Origin of the sequence: Castellaniella sp., assembly GCF_049671645.1 — a bacterium.
Taxonomy (GTDB): Bacteria; Pseudomonadota; Gammaproteobacteria; order Burkholderiales; family Burkholderiaceae_B; genus Castellaniella.
Genome location: NZ_JBATVG010000011.1, coordinates 67,036 through 82,167 on the forward strand (window position 1 = coordinate 67,036; position 15,132 = coordinate 82,167).

General features: G+C 62.8%; 15 protein-coding genes. 10 read left to right on the forward strand and 5 right to left on the reverse strand.

Features of this window, described 5'->3' with window-relative positions:
- Positions 1 to 20 precede the first annotated feature (20 nt).
- The 9 genes from atpB to WBG56_RS03515 all read left to right on the forward strand — a co-directional run bounded on the left by atpB (position 21) and on the right by WBG56_RS03515 (position 7,982).
- The gene (atpB, locus tag WBG56_RS03475) at positions 21 to 899 is read left to right on the forward strand and encodes a F0F1 ATP synthase subunit A (protein WP_424265291.1); all 879 of its coding nucleotides are present in this window, start codon (positions 21 to 23) and stop codon (positions 897 to 899) included.
- Positions 900 to 950: 51 nt separating this feature from the next.
- Positions 951 to 1,193 (forward strand): F0F1 ATP synthase subunit C, encoded by a 243-nt coding sequence (gene atpE, locus WBG56_RS03480; protein ID WP_298014239.1) that lies wholly within the window; start codon positions 951 to 953, stop codon positions 1,191 to 1,193.
- Between the two features lie 120 nt (positions 1,194 to 1,313).
- Complete coding sequence (locus WBG56_RS03485) at positions 1,314 to 1,784, forward strand: F0F1 ATP synthase subunit B (RefSeq protein ID WP_424265293.1); 471 nt, start codon at positions 1,314 to 1,316, stop codon at positions 1,782 to 1,784.
- 12 nt (positions 1,785 to 1,796) lie between these two features.
- Positions 1,797 to 2,336, forward strand: a complete 540-nt coding sequence (locus WBG56_RS03490; RefSeq protein WP_424265295.1) for a F0F1 ATP synthase subunit delta — start codon at positions 1,797 to 1,799, stop codon at positions 2,334 to 2,336.
- A 36-nt stretch (positions 2,337 to 2,372) separates the two neighbouring features.
- Positions 2,373 to 3,914, forward strand: coding sequence for a F0F1 ATP synthase subunit alpha (gene atpA, locus WBG56_RS03495; RefSeq protein WP_424265297.1), 1,542 nt, complete (start codon positions 2,373 to 2,375; stop codon positions 3,912 to 3,914).
- A 55-nt stretch (positions 3,915 to 3,969) separates the two neighbouring features.
- Positions 3,970 to 4,869, forward strand: coding sequence for a F0F1 ATP synthase subunit gamma (gene atpG, locus WBG56_RS03500; protein ID WP_424265299.1), 900 nt, complete (start codon positions 3,970 to 3,972; stop codon positions 4,867 to 4,869).
- Positions 4,870 to 4,913: 44 nt separating this feature from the next.
- Positions 4,914 to 6,335 (forward strand): F0F1 ATP synthase subunit beta, encoded by a 1,422-nt coding sequence (atpD, locus tag WBG56_RS03505; protein ID WP_424265301.1) that lies wholly within the window; start codon positions 4,914 to 4,916, stop codon positions 6,333 to 6,335.
- Between the two features lie 9 nt (positions 6,336 to 6,344).
- Positions 6,345 to 6,770 carry a F0F1 ATP synthase subunit epsilon gene (locus tag WBG56_RS03510; RefSeq protein WP_424265303.1) on the forward strand — a complete coding sequence of 142 codons (426 nt, stop codon included), beginning with the start codon at positions 6,345 to 6,347 and terminating at the stop codon, positions 6,768 to 6,770.
- Positions 6,771 to 7,067: 297 nt separating this feature from the next.
- Positions 7,068 to 7,982: an NAD-dependent epimerase/dehydratase family protein gene (locus WBG56_RS03515; RefSeq protein WP_424265305.1), complete on the forward strand. Its 915-nt coding sequence runs from the start codon at positions 7,068 to 7,070 to the stop codon at positions 7,980 to 7,982.
- Positions 7,983 to 8,059: 77 nt separating this feature from the next.
- On the opposite strand, the gene WBG56_RS03520 is transcribed toward WBG56_RS03515, so the two are convergent.
- The 3 genes from WBG56_RS03520 to WBG56_RS03530 all read right to left on the reverse strand — a co-directional run bounded on the left by WBG56_RS03520 (position 8,060) and on the right by WBG56_RS03530 (position 11,283).
- Positions 8,060 to 8,830 (reverse strand): IclR family transcriptional regulator, encoded by a 771-nt coding sequence (locus WBG56_RS03520; RefSeq protein WP_424265307.1) that lies wholly within the window; start codon positions 8,828 to 8,830, stop codon positions 8,060 to 8,062.
- A gap of 103 nt (positions 8,831 to 8,933) precedes the next feature.
- The gene (locus WBG56_RS03525) at positions 8,934 to 9,551 is read right to left on the reverse strand and encodes an NIPSNAP family protein (protein ID WP_424265309.1); all 618 of its coding nucleotides are present in this window, start codon (positions 9,549 to 9,551) and stop codon (positions 8,934 to 8,936) included.
- A 28-nt stretch (positions 9,552 to 9,579) separates the two neighbouring features.
- The gene (locus WBG56_RS03530; protein WP_424265311.1) at positions 9,580 to 11,283 is read right to left on the reverse strand and encodes an FAD-dependent oxidoreductase; all 1,704 of its coding nucleotides are present in this window, start codon (positions 11,281 to 11,283) and stop codon (positions 9,580 to 9,582) included.
- Between the two features lie 139 nt (positions 11,284 to 11,422).
- Here WBG56_RS03530 and WBG56_RS03535 point away from each other — a divergent pair, with 139 nt between their 5' ends.
- Positions 11,423 to 13,195, forward strand: a complete 1,773-nt coding sequence (locus tag WBG56_RS03535) for an FAD-binding protein (protein WP_424265313.1) — start codon at positions 11,423 to 11,425, stop codon at positions 13,193 to 13,195.
- Here WBG56_RS03535 and WBG56_RS03540 read toward each other — a convergent pair.
- Positions 13,146 to 13,970: a sugar phosphate isomerase/epimerase family protein gene (locus tag WBG56_RS03540; protein WP_424265315.1), complete on the reverse strand. Its 825-nt coding sequence runs from the start codon at positions 13,968 to 13,970 to the stop codon at positions 13,146 to 13,148. The genes WBG56_RS03535 and WBG56_RS03540 overlap by 50 nt on opposite strands.
- Entirely contained in the window at positions 13,967 to 15,058 is a 1,092-nt protein-coding gene (locus WBG56_RS03545) for a Gfo/Idh/MocA family protein (protein WP_424265317.1), read from the reverse strand. The genes WBG56_RS03540 and WBG56_RS03545 overlap by 4 nt, the downstream gene beginning before the upstream one ends.
- Positions 15,059 to 15,132: the final 74 nt, after the last annotated feature.

Below are 15,132 nucleotides of genomic sequence, written 5' to 3' on the forward strand. Positions count from 1 at the left end.
TACGTTTGAAGGGCTTACCGATGACCGACGCAGTAACGACGCCTCAGTCCGAATATATTCAACACCATCTGGTGCACCTGAATAATCTCGGGCACAAGCAGGACATCATCGCCAACTTCGGCGTCGTGAACTACGACTCCCTGTTCTGGTCCATCCTGACGGGGGCCATCGTCATCTATTTCCTGTGGCGCGCCGCCCGGCGGGCCACGACCGACGTTCCCGGCCGTTTCCAGATGTCCGTGGAAATGCTGGTGGGCATGGTCTACGAAGAAGCCAAGAACATCGTCCCGAACGAAAAATCCCGCCTGTATGCCGCGCCGCTGGCGCTGACGGTGTTCCTGTGGATCACCCTGATGAACTCGCTGGACCTGATTCCCGTGGATCTGGTGGGCTGGATTCTCCGGATGGTCGGCCTGGGCGCCGATCACTCCGATCCGCTGTACTACCATCGCATTCTGCCCACCGCCGACTTGAACGTTCCCATGGGCATGTCGCTGGGCGTGCTGCTGCTCACCCTGTACTACGGCATCAAGATCAAGCACGTGGGCGGTTTCGTCAAAGAACTCTTCACTGCGCCCTTCCATGCGCATGGCGTGGGCGCCCTGGTGCTGGCCCCGTTCAATCTGCTGCTCAATCTCATCGAATATGTCGCCAAGACCGTCTCTCTGGGCATGCGGCTGTTCGGCAATATGTATGCAGGCGAACTGCTGTTCATGCTGATCGCCTTGCTGGGGGGGGCCTGGGTGGGGGTGGATGCGACCAGCGTCAGCCTGGCATTCGGGCACGTGCTGGCCGGCTCGGCGTGGGCGATCTTCCATATCCTGATCGTGCTGCTGCAGGCATACATCTTCATGATGCTGACCCTGGTGTATATCGGGCTGGCGCACGAAGGCCACTGATTTCTGATTTTGTTTTCTGACTAAACAACGTTTACTTACCAAGGAGTTGTTATGACCAACGTTGCATTCGTTGCTCTCGCTTGCGGTCTGATCATCGGTCTGGGCGCCATCGGTGCTTGTATCGGTATCGGCCTGATGGGTGGCAAATACCTCGAAGCCTCCGCGCGCCAGCCCGAGCTGATGAACACCCTGCAAACCAAGATGTTCCTGCTGGTTGGTCTGATTGACGCCGCCTTCCTGATCGGCGTGGGTCTGGCCATGCTGTTTGCGTTCGCCAACCCGTTCGTCGGCTGATCGCGCAGGCCTGCCTAGGCAGGCCAGGGGCTGATCCGGCCTTTTCGAGGGACGGGCAGCCAGGTTTGGTGCCTTGTGGGTTCGCCGCAAGGCACGAGTGGGTAAATTAGGGAAACGACCGTGAATTTAAACGCGACTCTCTTTTTCCAGATGATCGTGTTTTTCGTTCTGGGTTGGTTTACGATGAAATTCATCTGGCCACCCCTGACGAAGGCAATCGATGATCGTCGTCAGAAAATCGCCGACGGTCTGGCTGCTGCCGAAAAGGGCAAAGCTGACCTCGCCCAGGCGCAGGCTCGTGTCAGCCTGATGGAAGCGGCCTCGAAGACGGACAATCATGCCCGTCTGGCTGAAGTCGAAAAACAGGCCGCCCTGTTGATCGACGAAGCCCGCCGCGAAGCCGAGGCCGAAAAGGCCCGGATCGTCGCTCAGGCCCGTCAGGACGCCGCCCAGGAAGCGCAGCGCGCACGTGAAGTTCTGCGTGCCGAGGTCGCTGGACTGGCCGTCAAGGGCGCGGAACAGATTCTGCGCCGCGAAGTCGACGCCAAGGCGCATGCTGATCTGCTGGATCAGCTCAAGGCGCAACTCTGATCAGGGTGAGTCATGGCTGAACTATCTACCATCGCGCGGCCCTACGCCGAGGCCCTGTTCGAAGCGGTGCGCAACGACGCGCGCGGCCTCGAATCATGGTCTGGCGTACTGTCGCTGCTGGCCCAGGTCTCGAGCATGCCAGACGTGCTGGAAGCCATGGGCGATCCGCGTCTGAACAACGCGCAACGCATCCAGTTGCTCACCGCGCTGGTGCCCCAGGAACTGCCCGAACCGGCAGCCAATCTGGTGGCCCTGGTGGTGGAAAACGGCCGGATTCAGGTCCTGCCCCAGGTAGCGGAACAATTCGAACTCCTGCGCAATCAGGTCGAAGGCACCGCTCTGGCGCGGATCACCAGCGCCTTTCCGCTGGATGATGCCCAGGTCGCGGGTCTGCTGCAGGGTCTGGAACGCAAGTTCGGCCTCAAACTCAAGTCGCAGGTGACGGTTGATCCGGAACTGATCGGCGGGGTGCGTGTCGCCGTGGGCGACCATGTGCTCGACACTTCCGTGCAGGCCCGTCTGGCCAATCTGCGCGATACGCTGGCCGCATGACGGCGGGCCACACAACAGGATTCCAGGAGTCTTACCATGCAACTTAACCCGTCCGAGATCAGCGAACTGCTGAAGAGCCGCATCGAAGGCCTGGGCGCGTCCACCGATGTCCGCACGCAGGGCACGGTGGTGTCCGTGACCGACGGTATCACCCGCATCCACGGCCTGTCCGACGTGATGCAGGGCGAAATGCTCGAATTCCCCAACAACCGCTTCGGCCTGGCCCTGAACCTCGAGCGCGACTCCGTCGGCGCCGTGGTGCTGGGTGACTACATCGGCGTGTCCGAAGGCGACTCCGTCAAGACCACCGGCAAGATCCTTGCCGTGCCGGTCGGGCCGGAACTGAAAGGCCGCGTCGTGGATGCCCTGGGCACCCCGATCGACGGCAAGGGCCCGATCAACGCCAAGGAAACCGACGTGATCGAAAAGGTCGCGCCGGGCGTGATCGCGCGTCAGTCCGTGTCGCAGCCGATGCAGACCGGCCAGAAGGCCATCGACTCCATGGTGCCGATCGGCCGTGGCCAGCGCGAGCTGATCATCGGCGACCGCCAGACCGGCAAGACCGCCGTGGCGATCGATACGATCATCAACCAGAAAGGCAAGGGCGTCACCTGCGTGTACGTCGCCATCGGCCAGAAGGCCTCCACGATCAACAACGTGGTGCGCAAGCTGGAAGAACACGGCGCGATGGAATACACCATCGTCGTGGCTGCCGCCGCTTCCGAATCCGCCGCCATGCAGTACCTGGCCGCCTATTCGGGCTGCACCATGGGCGAATACTTCCGCGACCGCGGCGAAGACGCCCTGATCGTCTATGACGACCTGACCAAGCAGGCCTGGGCCTATCGCCAGGTGTCGCTGCTGCTGCGCCGCCCGCCCGGGCGCGAAGCCTACCCCGGCGACGTGTTCTACCTGCACTCCCGTCTGCTGGAACGCGCGGCCCGCGTGAATGCCCACTATGTCGAGCAGTTCACCAAGGGCGAGATCAAGGGCAAGACCGGTTCCCTGACCGCGTTGCCGATCATCGAAACCCAGGCCGGCGACGTGTCCGCCTTCGTGCCGACCAACGTGATTTCGATCACCGACGGTCAGATCTTCCTGGAAACCGACTTGTTCAACGCCGGTATCCGCCCCGCCATCAACGCCGGTATCTCGGTGTCGCGGGTCGGCGGCTCGGCCCAGACCAAGGTCGTGAAGAAGCTCTCCGGCGGTATCCGTACCGACCTGGCCCAGTATCGTGAACTGGCCGCCTTCGCGCAGTTCGCCTCCGACCTGGACGACGCCACCCGTCGCCAGCTGGAACGCGGCAAGCGCGTGGTCGAACTGCTGAAGCAGCCCCAGTACCAGCCGCAACAGGTCTGGGAACTGGCCGTCGCTCTGTATTCCGTCAACAACGGTCACCTGGACGACCTGGAAGTCGCTCAGGTGCTGTCGTTCGAAAAGGCCCTGAAGGACTTCCTGAAGTCCAAGCACGAAGCCCTGATCCAGCGCATCGAAGACGTGAAAGAACTGTCCAAGGAAGACGACGCCGCTCTGGGCGCCGCGATTCAAGAGTTCAAGAAGCACGGCACGTTTTAAGTTGCATCCGGGGCGTCCATGACAGGCGCCTCGGTCAGCCCAAGGGAATAGTGGAATGGCCGGAATCAAGGAAATTCGAACCAAGATCAAGAGCGTGCAGAACACGCGCAAGATCACCAAGGCGATGGAAATGGTCGCCGCATCGAAAATGCGCAAGGCGCAGGATCGGATGCGGGCCGGCCGTCCCTACGCCACCAAGGTCCGTGCGATTGCCGCGCACCTGATGCAGGCGAACCCGGACTACACCCACCCGTACATGGTGGAGCGTCCGAAGCTGTCGGCTGTCGGCATCGTGCTGGTCACGACCGACAAAGGCCTGTGCGGCGGTCTGAATACCAACATCTCGCGCCTGGCATTGGCGCGGATCAAGGAATTCGAACAGCAGGGCATTCGCGTCCAGGCGACGGCGCTGGGCTCCAAGGGCCTGGGTCTGCTCAATCGCGTGGGCGTCAACGTGGTGTCCTCGGAAGTCCAGCTGGGCGATGCGCCCAATCTGGAACGCCTGATCGGCGCCATCAAGGCGCAGATCGACGACTTCGCCAATGGCAAGGTCGATGCCGTGTATCTGGCGACCAGCCGCTTTGTCAACACGATGAAGCAGGACCCCAGCTTCATCCGCCTGTTGCCGCTGCCTTCGGGGCTTGAAGACCCCTTCCAGGCCGGCAGCCAGGAAGACGACACGCTGGACACGCAGTACGGCTGGGATTATCTGTACGAGCCGGATTCCCAGACGGTCATCGACGATCTGCTGATGCGGTATGTCGAAGGCCTGGTGTATCAGGCTGTGGCTGAAAACATGGCCAGCGAGCAATCCGCGCGGATGGTGGCCATGAAGGCGGCCTCCGACAACGCCAAGAAAGTCATCGGCGACCTCCAGCTGGTCTACAACAAGACCCGTCAGGCGGCCATCACCAAGGAAATTTCGGAAATCGTGGGCGGCGCAGCGGCGGTCTGATCGACGCACGCCGGGTCAACCCAGAGATACTTATAGGACTAAACATGAGCAACGGTACCATCGTTCAGTGCATCGGCGCAGTGGTGGACATTCAGTTCCCCCGCGACAGCATCCCCAACATCTACGACGCGCTCACCTTGACCGACGAGTCCTCCGCTTTCGCGGAAAAGGGCCTGACGTTCGAAGTTCAGCAACAGCTGGGCGACGGCGTGGTGCGCACCATTGCCATGGGCTCGTCCGACGGTCTGCGCCGCGGCATGGCCGTGGCCGGCACGGGCGCGCCGATTTCGGTGCCGGTCGGCCAGGGCACCCTGGGCCGCATCATGGACGTGCTGGGTCGTCCCATCGACGAACGCGGCGACATCCAGGCCACTGAAAAGCGCGCCATTCACCAGCACGCCCCGAAGTTCGACGAACTGTCGCCTTCGGTGGAACTGCTGGAAACCGGCATCAAGGTCATCGACCTGGTCTGCCCGTTCGCAAAGGGCGGCAAGGTCGGCCTGTTCGGCGGCGCCGGCGTGGGCAAGACCGTGAACATGCTGGAACTGATCAACAACATCGCCAAGGCCCACAGCGGTCTGTCGGTGTTCGCCGGCGTGGGCGAACGCACCCGCGAAGGCAACGACTTCTATCACGAAATGTCGGACGCCGGCGTCATCAAGCTGGACAACCTGGCTGAATCCAAGGTCGCCATGGTGTTCGGTCAGATGAACGAGCCCCCGGGGAACCGTCTGCGCGTGGCCCTGTCCGGCCTGACGATGGCCGAATCCTTCCGGGACGAAGGCCGCGACGTGCTGTTCTTCGTGGACAACATCTACCGCTACACCCTGGCCGGCACGGAAGTGTCCGCCCTGCTGGGCCGTATGCCTTCCGCCGTGGGCTACCAGCCGACGCTGGCCGAGGAAATGGGCAAGCTGCAGGAACGGATCACCTCCACCAAGACCGGTTCGATCACGTCCATCCAGGCCGTGTACGTGCCCGCCGACGACTTGACCGACCCGTCGCCCGCCACCACCTTCCTGCACCTGGACTCCACTGTCGTGCTGTCGCGTGACATCGCTGCGCTGGGGATCTACCCGGCCGTCGACCCGCTGGATTCCACCAGCCGTCAGCTGGATCCGCAGGTCGTGGGCGAGGAACACTACAACATCGCCCGCGGCGTGCAGCAGACGCTGCAGCGCTACAAGGAACTGCGCGACATCATCGCCATCCTGGGCATGGACGAACTGTCTCCCGAAGACAAGCAGGCCGTGGCCCGCGCCCGGAAGATCCAGCGCTTCCTGTCGCAGCCGTTCCACGTGGCTGAAGTGTTCACCGGTTCGCCCGGCAAATACGTGCCGCTGACCGAGACCCTGCGTGGTTTCAAGATGATCGTCGAAGGCGAGTGCGATGCGCTGCCGGAACAGGCGTTCTATATGGTGGGCGGCATTGACGAGGCCTTTGAAAAGGCCAAAACCATCCAATAAGGAACGCACATGGCGACTCTTCACATCGAAGTGGTCAGTGCGGAGGCTTCGATTTTTTCGGGCGAGGCAACGTTCGTTGCCCTGCCCGGCGAATCGGGCGATCTCGGGATTCTGCCGGGACACACTCCCCTGATTTCACGCATCCGGCCGGGTACGCTGAAGATCAAGCGTGACGACGGCACCGAGGAAAACATCTTCGTGGCTGGCGGCATTCTGGAAGTCCAGCCGCATTCGGTGACGGTGTTGTCGGATACGGCGATCCGCGCCGCGGACCTGGACGAGGCGAAGGCGGTCAAGGCGCGCGAGCGCGCCGAGGAAGCTTTGCGCAACACGAAGGACAAGGCGGATCTGGCCGTGGTGGAAGCCGAGCTGGCGATGCTGGCCGCGCAGGCCGCCGCCGCGCGCAAGTTCAGCCACAAGCGGGGTTCGCACTGATCGGTTGATTGCCGTTCGGCTGTGATGAAAAGGGGTGCTCTTCGGAGCGCCCCTTTTTGCGTATGGAGAGGGAGAGGGTTGCCAGGGTGTCCGCCGGGTTCCGATGAACTGCCGATGCCATGCTGTTGAGGTTAATTCAATATCGGAATAATATTCACAAAATAGAAAAAACAAAATATAATTTCGTTTTTGATAAGGCTGTGTAGAGCGCTCTTTCGCATGCTCGCTTCCCATCGGACGAGCTGCCTTGCGCCTGCCGGCCAAGCACATCTTGAAGAGTCACTGCGGCGAGGAGATATGAGGGTATTGCTAACAGGTGGATCGGGCTTTATCGGCGCCTGGATCGTCAGGGCGTTGCTTCGGGCTGAACATGATGTGCGCATCTTCGATCAGCGCGATGATCGGACGCTGGTGCAACAGGTGGCCGGCAAGGCGGCGGACAGCGGCGTGGAGTGGTTCATCGGAGACATCACGGATTCCGACCAGGTGTTCAAGGCGTCCGAGGGCTGCGATGCCGTCATTCATCTCGCCGGCGTGCTGACGCCGCTCTGCGCGGCGCATCCGGTGCTGGGGGCGCGCGTCAACGTGTTGGGCACCTTGAACGTTTTCGAGGCTGCCAGAGAACGGCGATGGGCTTGCGTGGCCTATGCCAGCAGCGCGGGTGTGTTTGGGCCGGAGGACGTTGAACTCCCGGACCCTCGTACCCTTTATGGTGTTTACAAGCTGGCCTGCGAAGGAATCGCCCGCTGTTACTGGGAGGAATCCAGTCTTGAGCAGCGCGTGGCAAGCATCGGTCTGCGGCCGCTGGTTGTCTATGGGATGGGGCGCGAGGGTGGGTCCAGCGCCGGACCCAGCCTGGCGTGCCGCGCCGCCGTGGCGGGCGAACCCTATGCCATCCCGTTTTCAGGTTCCACAGGTTTCGTGTATGTGGAAGATGTTGCGGATGCGTTCATCAAGAGCGCCTTCAGTCGCATGGACGGAGCCCACGTTTGCAACATGATCGGCACGGTAGCGGATGTGGATCAGTTCGCGGCCGAAGTGATCAAGGCGGTCCCCGACGCCCATCTGTCGATCTCAGGGCCGCCGCTGCCGATTGTTTCGCGCATCGAGGGGGGCGACGTCCGTGTGTTGTTGCCCGACGTGGCAAACACGGGCCTCGAGGAAGGAATCCGGAAGACGCTGGAGTGCTATCGGCAGCTTCGCCGGGCGTGACGCGGATGAACGACGGCCCTTCCTGTTTCGGGATGCGCCGGGGGCTTGCCGGGGCGCGCTTGCGTCCCGGCCGCTGATCACAGCGTGGGATAAAGCGTGATTCCCGAGAGTTCTTCCGCCTCTTTTTTCATCATGGGCAAGAAGGTCTCGGCGATCTCCCTGGTGAGGCGGCTTGATGGGCCTGAAATGGCGAGCACCCCCACGACCGGAAGGTGCTTGGGGGGGATGATGGGCACCGCGATGGCGGTGATGCCGTCCATGGATGCGTTGATGTTCAGGCCGTAGCCGCGTTTGCGGGCCTCGGTCAGATCCGCCAGGAATTCCTGGATGGTGGCCGGCGCGTTGGGGCCGTGAGTGCCCTTGGGCGGCAAGCCCTGTCGAGTCACGATGCGCAAGGCTTCTTCGTCTGTCAGATTGAGCAGCCAGGCCTGGCCCGAGGCCGTACAGCATAGCGGGGCTTCCTGCCCGGCGTCGGGATCGTAGCGCAGGCCGTAGCGGGCCACGGCCGCCTTGGCGATGAACACCAGGCGCTCATTTTCGATGAGGCCCAAACGCACCAGTTCACCGGTTTCAGCGGCCATGCGATCCAGGAGTGGCTGCGCCACCCCATGGATGCCCGTGTTGGACAGCCCGATGAGTCCCAATGAAGCCAGCTTCAGGCTCAGATAATAATCATTGTTCGATCTGTCCTGCCGGACGTAGCCTGCATTCGACAACAGCTTCAGGAGCCTGTGGACGGTCGCCGGAGGACTGTCCAGATGCACGGCGATGTCACGCAACGGCATGGGGCTTGGTGTTTTGGCCAGAAGCTCCAGGATTGACAGGCTCTTTTGCAGGCTGCTGCTCATGCGGAATTCCTCTTTTTTCAGGACGAAGTCCTATTGCTCAGGACTACGGGATCGGGTTGGCGTGCGGCAGCGCCGCCCGGCCCGTCGGATGTCGAGCCAGCCGTCATTGTAGAGGTGAGAAAGGTGCTGGCAAGTACACATGGGATTCCATGGTGGTCAGGTGTTCCGGACCTCCCTTGGGCGGCCAGACGCCGGCCTTGACCGCCGCGGCCCGCGTTTCCGAGCGTTCGTTCAGACTGGCATAGGGCCAGATGTTCAGGAATCGCGGTGTCTTCCCATCCAGCGCATACATCGCGCAGGTCAGCCGCGACAGGCGGGTGCGTTCCGGCACGGCGATTTCCCAGGCGTCCAGTGTGGCCTGCAGGCTGGCTCCCCGCTTGATTCCGTAGGTCCGCATCTCGTAGACGGCGCCGAAGCTCCCGTGCTCGATGGCCGGCAGGAACGGGAAATGCGCGTAGGTGCTGATCTCGACATCGTCGATCAGACCTTCGGTGCCGTAGTAAGTGCCATCCAATAATTGCCGCTGGCGGGCCGCCGCGAGATCGTCGCCGGATTTGAAGCTACGCAACACCATCACCTTGCCCAGGGCCCCGATATCCGAATACCAGATGCCGTGCAGTGTCGCTCCCTTGGCGGGGGGAGCGTCCCGCACGTGTTCCATGATTTCGCCGGTCTTGCCCATCTTGGCGGTCAGGATGACGACGTCGTAGAGCGTATTCATGATTGGAGACTCCTTGTCTAAATGGATTTCAGAGAGATGCGGATTGCCCGGCCGCATGGTGGCCTGCGATGAAGCCGAAAGTGACTGCCGGGCCGAGGGTGACTCCCCCGGCGGGGTAGTTGCCTTCCATGATGCTGGCGCTGTCATTGCCTACGACGTACAGTCCTTCCACGGCGACACCGTCGGCATTGGTCGCGCGGCCGAATGCGTCGGTGCTGATCCCGGCGAAGGTGCCCAGGCTCCCCGGGTATAGGCGTAGCGCGTAGTAAGGCCCCTTGTCGATGGGGGCCAGGCAGGGGTTGGGGGTATGCGAGGCATCGCCCTGGATGCGGTTATAGGGTGTGGCGCCCTTGCCGAATTCCGGGTCCTCGCCCCGGGCCGCGCCCAGGTTGTAGGCGGCGATGGTGTCCGAGAGTCCCGATGCGTCGATGCCGCAGATCTGCGCGAGCTGGCTGATTGAAGGAGCGCGCTGGATGTAGCCGGATTTGACATGAGGCCCGACCGGCAGCGGGAAAGGCTTCGAGAAGCCCAGGCCATAGCGGCGTTGGAATGCATGGTCGCAGATCAGCCACGCTTGCAGGGGCTCGTCCTGTGCGGTTGCATCGATGAGCGAGGCAATGAAATCGTGGTAGGAGTCCGCCTCGTTCGTGAAACGTTTCCCATTTTTCATGACGGCGATGACCCCGGGCTTCGCCCGTTCCACCAGATGTGGAAAGCGGGCGATCTGTCCGTCGCGCCGATGCACCAGCGAGACCGGCGCCCAAGCCGCCGGATGTTTCAGCGTGTGGTCGAAGTGGGCGCCCGCGGCTTCCGCCAGACGGATGCCGTCGCCCGTGTTGGTCGGCGGCGCGGCCGACCAGTGTTCGTGGCCTGTCGGTGTTTTTGGAAATGTGGCCCGTCGGCGGGCCACGTCGTGCGGGTATCCTCCGCAGGCTATGACCACGCCATGGCGGGCGGCTATGTCTTCCAGGCGGCCATCGATGGACACCCGGGCGCCTGTGACACGGCTGCCCGGACCGTCTTCCTGCATCAGGGATTCCACATGGGCCTCGGCAATGAGATCCACGCCTTTGTCCTGGGCGGATTTGAGCAGCCGCGCCACCAGCGCGTTGCCATTGACCAGATGCATGGATCGACCGTGGCGCAGGCGGTCCCGCGCGAAGCGCAGCAGCCGGCCACACACATATAGTGCGGATCTGGGCGAGCGCCCGGCGTTGAAGAAATGAGCGAGATCCTTGCCCGACGCAATGGCCAGCCCGCGCAAGGTGATTTCATCCAGCGGCGGGCGGAGCCGGCGGATCAATGGACCCAGCTCTCTCCCATCGTAGGGCGCGGCGCAGAGGGAGCGTCCTCCGAGTCCGGCGAATTCCGAGGACGGGTGGAAATCCGGGATCTTGTTGCCATCGATGAAGCGGACGGCCGTCTTGGACTCGAAAAAGCTCACCATCTTGGGGCCGGCGTCCAGATAGGCTGAGATTTTTTTCTCATCGAATCGAGGCCCCAGTTCATCGCGCAAATAGTTCAGCGGTCGCTCGACGGGTTCGCAAATGTTGGCGCGCATCGCCAGGGGGTTGCGCGGAATCCACATCCAGCCGCCCGACCACGCGCTGGTGCCGCCGAAGACGGGTTCCTTCTCGAGCACCACGACCTTCAGCCCCAGCGTCGCCGCAGTCACGGCCGCGGAAAGCCCGCCCGCTCCGGATCCGATCACCAGCAGATCACACTGTTGCATGAATATCCTCATCCATCAAAACTTGAACGTCATTCCGTTACTGTATTATATTCATCAAAACCAGGAAATGGAAGATTTCATGTTCCCGGGCACGTGACGATCTGACCTGGCTTCAGGTCGCCGAGTTATTTCTTCGGGTATGAGGGCGAAAATGGGCGGTTGGGATGAGGAAGTGGATCTGCTGATATTCGGCGCGGGGGCGGGGGGGCTGACGGCGGGGCTGGTAGCTGCCCACGAACATCTGAAGGTCCTGATTTGCGAGAAGACTGCGCAGGTGGGCGGGATCATGTCCACTTCGGGGGGCACGGTATGGGTGCCGGGCACCGACTTGAGCGTAGAAGCGGGCGTTCCCGACAAGGTCGAAGACGCCCGGCGGTTTTTGCGTGCCGTAGTGGCGGATCGAGGGGGCGACGAGGCGCGTGAGGCATTCCTGCAGAGCGGTCCCGAGGCTATCGCCGAGCTCGGGCGGATCAGCGAAGTCAAGTTCGTCGCCGCAGCGGCTCATCCTGATTATCTGGCGGGGCCGGGGGCTGCGTTTGGCGGCCGTGCGCTCGTGCCTCTGCCGTTTGACGCCCGGGTGCTGGGGAAGGCCTTTGCGCGGGTGCGGCCTCCCCGCAGGGAGTTCATGGGCCTGGGAGGCATGATGGTGGCGCGAGCGGATCTGGGCATGTTGCTCGCGCCTTTTGATTCGTGGACGAATTTCAAGCGCACGTTGGCGGTCGTGGGCCGATACGCGCTTGACCGGTTGCGCTATCCGCGAGGTACGCAGCTGGTCATGGGCAATGCGCTCGCCGCCAGGCTCTACTACAGCCTTCTCCAACGCCGCGTCGAGGTTCGTTTTGAGACGCCGCTGGTGGAACTGGTGCGGGAACAGGGGCGAGTGACGGGGGCGGTGGTCGGGGTTCCGGGCGGGCGCCGTCGCATCCGCGCGCGGTGCGGTGTCGTGCTGGCGACTGGGGGGGTTGCGCGTCACCCAGCGCTGCGCAAGCAGCTGTTTCCGGAGGGCGCGCGCGATCTTTCGCTTTCTCCGGAAACACACACCGGCGACGGCGTCGGGCAGGGGCAAAGCGTCGGGGCGCGTATCGAGAGTAGCGGCGATAGCCCCGGCCTGTGGATGCCCTGTTCCATCCTTCGCGCGCCCGGCGGCGACAGGAGCCGGGACAGCGTGTGGCCCCATATTCTCCTGGATCGCGCCAAGCCCGGACTCATCGCGGTGAATAGCCGGGGGGAACGCTTCGTCAACGAGTCGAACTCGTACCATGACTTCGTGATGGGCATGCTGCATGACGACGGCAAGGGGACCAGTGTGCCGGCCCACTTGGTCGTCGATGCGGCGTTCATTCGTCAGTATGGCCTGGGGCTGCTGATGGCGGGCCGAAGCGCTCGCCGCATCTCCGCGTTCGAGCGGGCCGGCTATCTGGTGAAGGGCAATACCCTGGGAGAACTGGCTGCGAAGTTGGGGGTGGACGCGGCGGGGCTCGAGCGCACGGTCGAAACGTATAACCATGCGGCCGAGCGGGGCGAGGATCCTGCGTTCCATCGGGGTGCCAGCCCGATGAATCGCTTCAACGGCGACGAAGCGCAGAAGCCGAATCCGTGCGTGCGCCCGATCGGGAATGGGCCGTACTACGCGGTCACCGTCTGGCCTGCGGATCTGGCCTGCAGCGCGGGTCTCGATGGCTCGGCCAACGGCGAGGTATTCGATGAGGCGGGCCAGGTGATTCCCGGCCTTTTCGCGTGCGGCAACGATCTCGCGTCGATTTTCCGAGGGACCTACCCTGGCCCCGGCACCACGCTCGGTCCGGCCATCGTATTCGGCTGGCGGATCGCGAAATTCGTGGCGCGGGAAGGGGGCCGTGATGCTAGCGGCTCTCAGCGTCGATCTGATCAAGCAGCTGCTGCGAAGTCTTGAGGCAGTGGGCCGCCCAGGCCTCGGCGCTCATGCCAGCGCGTAGTGCGTCGTTGGGGATTTCCACGCTGATGAGCGTTTCCGGCGGGATCCGCTCGAAGATCCCTTGCAGGTCGATGCCGCCCTCGCCTGCCGGAAGGCGGGCGCAGCGCGCCGTGTGAATAAGCTCCGAGGTCTCGGTGGGGATGCCAGCCGGGGCATCGCAGATCTGCGCATAGTGAATCATGGCTTTTGGCAGGGCTGCGAGCTCTTCCAGGGTGCTGGCGGAACGCGCGAAGTGCAGCGGATCGACCAGGACCCCGCCGTTGCTCTGGCCGGCTGCTTCGACGATGCGCCGCGCTGCGGAAACCCGGTCCACCGGCAGCCAGGGCATGAACTCGATGTCGGCCGTGAGCCCATAGGGCTTGCAGGCTTCGCAGAGTCGGGCGAAGGATTCGGTCGCGCGCGCCTCGTTGGTGTCGTTGCCGCCCACCAGGATATTGGCCGCTCCCAATTTCTGGCCCACTTCGAAAAAGGCGATGTAATCCTGCGCATTGAATGACTCGGTGAGGCGGATGATTTCCAGGTCGGCGACCCGCACCCCCGTGTCGTCCATGCGGGCCAGGGTCTCCCGCAACAAAGCAGGGTCGTCCATGAGCGGGTAGCCGATTCCGCCGGGGCTGACCGGCAGCAGTCTGATGCCGCAAGCTTGGTAGCCTGTTTTGGCGGCCGTGCTGATCATCGCAGGCGGGTCGAGTTCCAGGGTGGTGAGCTGGGCCAGGGAATAGCGTCGTTTCATGACTGATGTTCCTTTGTTTTCGGGGGGCATTGGGGGATTGCGTGATCCAGCGCCACTGTGCTTGCGGTTGCGCAGGATTCATGAATGGCAAGCGCCGCTTGCAGGGTCCGCAGCCCGTCCAGGCTGGTGCAGCGTGATGGCGCTGTGCCGTCGATCATTGCGGCGAAGTTCGCCAATTGCGCCTGGTACGGATCCTGGCGATGCAGGATGCTGCGAGTCTGGGTCAGCGGCGCCTGCCAGTGTTTTTGCCGCTCCCGGTACTGCCAGATGTCGAGCCCGGGCAGTGTGAGCGACGCTTCGGTACCGCAAATGAAGTGCGTGTTTTCTCTCTGTTGCGGATAGTGGCTTGCCTCGCCGGCGGACAGGTCCCAGTTCCACGGACTGGTTGCGCAGTCCGACGTCACAAGCGTGCCGATGGCGCCGGACCGGAACTGCATCAGCACGCCGGCGGTGTCCTCCACCGCCAGGCCCCGGATCCGGTTCGACTTCATCGCCTGGACGCTGGCGATCTCACCCAGCAGCAGCCGCAACATGTCGATGTCGTGGATGAGATTGATGAGCACCGGGCCCGCGCCGGGTTGGCGATGCCATGCCAGGTCGAAATAGCCGGCCGGTTTCAGGAAAGTGGCCATCACGGTGGCCGATACCGGTTGGCCGATCAGCCCGCTCTCCAGCAGCCTGTGGGCTTCGCGCAGGATGGCGTTGTGGCGTCGATGATGGCCGATGAGGACGGGGGTGCCGCTCTGTTGCTCTGCGTGTGCGATTCGCCAGGCATCCTCCAGGGTGTCGGCGATGGGCTTTTCCAACAGGATGGGGATGCGCTCGGCCAGGAAGTCGAGAGCGATCGCGGCATGCGTCCGATTGGGCGTGGCAATGATGGCTCCGTCAGGGTGTATGGCTGACAGCAGTTCCCGATGTCCCGGGTACCAGCGGATGCTGTTGGCTTGGGCGAATTCCCGCGCCTGGTCGGTGGGGTCTGCCAGCGCTGCCAGCGTGAAATCCGCGCCGTTGCGGATCCGTTCGACATGCATGATTCCGATTGCCCCCAGGCCGATGAGTGCGAGTGACTTGCGCTTGTGTGTGCTCATATTGATTAGGGTTATCTATAATTCTTAAAATATTGAATGGCATTCCATAATAGATTACCATTCTAAAGAGTAGT

What these genes read in the sequence shown, in the direction of transcription:
- atpB (WP_424265291.1), top strand. Translation starts at nt 21, where the DNA reads ATGACCGACGCAGTAACGACGCCTCAGTCCGAATATATTCAACACCAT.
- atpE (WP_298014239.1), top strand. Translation starts at nt 951, where the DNA reads ATGACCAACGTTGCATTCGTTGCTCTCGCTTGCGGTCTGATCATCGGT.
- WBG56_RS03490 (WP_424265295.1), top strand. Translation starts at nt 1,797, where the DNA reads ATGGCTGAACTATCTACCATCGCGCGGCCCTACGCCGAGGCCCTGTTC.
- atpA (WP_424265297.1), top strand. Translation starts at nt 2,373, where the DNA reads ATGCAACTTAACCCGTCCGAGATCAGCGAACTGCTGAAGAGCCGCATC.
- atpG (WP_424265299.1), top strand. Translation starts at nt 3,970, where the DNA reads ATGGCCGGAATCAAGGAAATTCGAACCAAGATCAAGAGCGTGCAGAAC.
- atpD (WP_424265301.1), top strand. Translation starts at nt 4,914, where the DNA reads ATGAGCAACGGTACCATCGTTCAGTGCATCGGCGCAGTGGTGGACATT.
- WBG56_RS03510 (WP_424265303.1), top strand. Translation starts at nt 6,345, where the DNA reads ATGGCGACTCTTCACATCGAAGTGGTCAGTGCGGAGGCTTCGATTTTT.
- WBG56_RS03515 (WP_424265305.1), top strand. Translation starts at nt 7,068, where the DNA reads ATGAGGGTATTGCTAACAGGTGGATCGGGCTTTATCGGCGCCTGGATC.
- WBG56_RS03520 (WP_424265307.1), bottom strand. Translation starts at nt 8,830, where the DNA reads ATGAGCAGCAGCCTGCAAAAGAGCCTGTCAATCCTGGAGCTTCTGGCC.
- WBG56_RS03525 (WP_424265309.1), bottom strand. Translation starts at nt 9,551, where the DNA reads ATGAATACGCTCTACGACGTCGTCATCCTGACCGCCAAGATGGGCAAG.
- WBG56_RS03530 (WP_424265311.1), bottom strand. Translation starts at nt 11,283, where the DNA reads ATGCAACAGTGTGATCTGCTGGTGATCGGATCCGGAGCGGGCGGGCTT.
- WBG56_RS03535 (WP_424265313.1), top strand. Translation starts at nt 11,423, where the DNA reads ATGAGGGCGAAAATGGGCGGTTGGGATGAGGAAGTGGATCTGCTGATA.
- WBG56_RS03540 (WP_424265315.1), bottom strand. Translation starts at nt 13,970, where the DNA reads ATGAAACGACGCTATTCCCTGGCCCAGCTCACCACCCTGGAACTCGAC.
- WBG56_RS03545 (WP_424265317.1), bottom strand. Translation starts at nt 15,058, where the DNA reads ATGAGCACACACAAGCGCAAGTCACTCGCACTCATCGGCCTGGGGGCA.